The sequence below is a fragment of the Bacteroides sp. 51 genome, from assembly GCF_010500965.1.
In the GTDB taxonomy this organism is placed as follows: domain Bacteria; phylum Bacteroidota; class Bacteroidia; order Bacteroidales; family Bacteroidaceae; genus Bacteroides.
In genome coordinates this window covers 1-2754 of the sequence record NZ_QVMI01000069.1, presented here as the reverse complement: position 1 = coordinate 2754, position 2754 = coordinate 1, and the positions used below count along the sequence as shown (strand labels likewise).

Genomic DNA, 2754 nt, shown 5'->3' with positions numbered 1-2754 from the left:
GCAAGAATAGCAATGCGTTGCTTGAGCCGTATGAGGGGAAACTCTCATGTACGGTTCTTAGAGGGGAAAGCCCCAGTAATGGGGCTGACCTACTCGACAAAATATATCTGCGCGGTTTTGATCCAATGCTTGATTTGAGTTCATTGAAGATAGACAATGTATCGCAAAACATATCGGAAAGAATCAAGGATAGCAACTTGAAATTATCGAATGATGAATCGCAAATAAGCCTCACCTTCATTGCCCGTGACTTTATTAATAATGAAAATTGTGAGTATAACTATCGTTTACTAAATTCTTCGGATGAATGGATACACAATGGGAATAATCCTAATATCGTTTTCGCCAAACTATCTCCGGGAGAATACACACTTGAGGTGAGGTGTACGAATGGTGACAAGGTGTGGGGCAGCCAAGTCTACTCTCTCACGCTGGATGTAGCATATCCGTGGTGGCTGAGTACACCGGCTTTTATCGGCTATCTGCTTCTGGCGTTGATTATTGCTTACATAACCCGATCGGTAATCCGGAACAGGGTTCGACTTAGTAAGCAAATCTTGTTGGAGCATATCGAAAAGGAACATCAACAAAAGATACATGAATCACGTCTGGATTTCTTTACCAATGTGGCTCACGAGTTCTTCACTCCGCTGACTTTGATTTACGGACCAGCGCAATATCTACTGGAGAAGTCGGACTTGGATGGTTTTACCAGGCACTACATTCAAATCATAAAAAACAATGCTGATCGTATGCAAAAGTTGATCAGCGAGTTAATGGAATTCCGCAAACTAGAATCGGGGCATACACCACTACATCCGGAAAATGTGAATATAAAGATGATGGTGGATTATATTTCGGATAATTACACTGAGATTTCGCAGGAAAACAAAATCAATTTCACGATTAGTACAACGGATGTATTGGCCATCATCACTGATCGCAATTCGTTGGAGAAAATTCTATTCAATCTAATTTCTAATGCCTTCAAGTATACGCCTGTGGGGGGAGCTATCCATATTGACGCAAAACAAAATCTTGAAGATAAGGCTTTCGAATTCACTATACGAAACACAGGAAACGGCCTAACAGCGAAACAAATATCACAATTGTTCAGCAAGTTTAGAATATTCGATAATTCGAAGGTGCAAAACGCAACAAGTACGGGAATCGGCCTGAACCTCACCAAAAGTCTGGTTGAATTGTTGGGCGGAACAATTGACGTAAGTAGCGAATTGGCAAAGTATGTTGAATTCCGGGTTATTATTCCACCTATGCAAATGAGCGAAACTGCGAAAACCGTTACCGAAGATACGGAAACGCTAAACATGCTCTATCCTGATACTTTACAACCACAAGATAAAAAAGAGATTTCAATTCTTATTATTGAGGATGAGCGTAATATCCGCGAATTATTGACTGATATTCTTAAACCTTATTATAATGTGGTGGAATCTGAGGATGGCGAAGAAGCATTAAAGAAGCTGGAACTGAATATGCCTGATATTATCATCAGTGATATAATGATGCCCAAACTCGACGGTATCAATCTGATGAGCCGATTAAAGGCTGACCCACGGACAGCACACATCCCTATTATAAGCATATCGGCCAAGAATTCGATTGAAGATCATATCCATGCTTACGAACATGGAACTGACTTGTATATCCCCAAGCCTTTTCATCCGCGGCATGTATTAATTGCGGTTGAGAATCTGATAGGCAAGAATCAAATGCTGAAAGATTACTTCAATTCCAGTCGCTCATCGATGACCATTAAGAATGGTGTGGTTTTACATTCTGAAGATGAGCAGTTCTTGCATCAAATCGTTACTTTCATCGAGCAGAATATAGAGGATGAATCTTTGGGGCCTAATTCTATTTCCGATTTTATGGGAATCAGCAAGGCTTCTCTCTACCGCAGGTTGAAGGAATTGACAGACAAAACACCGAGTGAATTCGTAAGAACCATTCGTCTTGAACATGCTTCTAAATTACTGATCACTACCAAGCTTACAGCCATGGAGGTTATGTTTCATTCGGGATTTAGCAATAAATCGTATTTCTATCGTGAATTTGGTAAGCAATATGGTATGTCTCCTAAAGAGTATAGGAACAAACAAAAAAAATAATAAAAATGACATTTTGATAATAGAATGGAACTGTAATCGCAAATCCCGAGCTTAGGGTAGAACGGGAAGGCTAAATGACAAGAGAACCACGTTTGCAAAAATCACAAAGATTCAGACTTACAGGATATTTCATTCAAATGCCTTAATAACAAAAGGATAAGTTATAAATAGTCACACAAACTACGCCCACTCCAACAAATACACACTTTAATTATTTTGTTTAAAATAGACCTACCAGAGGATAAAAACCTATAGAATGAAATTCTTTAAACACTTGAACATTTGGATGTAAACAGCCGAACGTTCAAGTGTTTACAGCCGAACATTCGAATGTATTTACTTGAGCACTCTAATGTCTGCTGCCAAGCGCCCGGACATAGAAATTATTGCGCTAATATATACTCTCAAATGTCAATCATATGCTTCAAAAACATGCCTGGCATCTATCTTTAACATCTTATTGAAAGTTTTAAATATGGGCATGTAAGTAATATGGGAGCAAGCAGAAGTAGGTTGCTAATTAGTAAGCATTCGGTTAACCCCGTCTTTCTTTGTATTTTCTATTGATTTTCTTTCAAAACCTCCTAAAACATTCGGAGCTCTTTTGTAGACCTTCAGAGAT

General features: G+C 38.9%; 1 protein-coding gene. It reads left to right on the top strand.

Features of this window, described 5'->3' with window-relative positions:
- On the top strand, positions 1–2132 hold a 2132-nt coding region (locus tag D0T87_RS23365), incomplete at its 5' end, for a hybrid sensor histidine kinase/response regulator transcription factor (RefSeq protein ID WP_163178548.1).
- Positions 2133–2754: the final 622 nt, after the last annotated feature.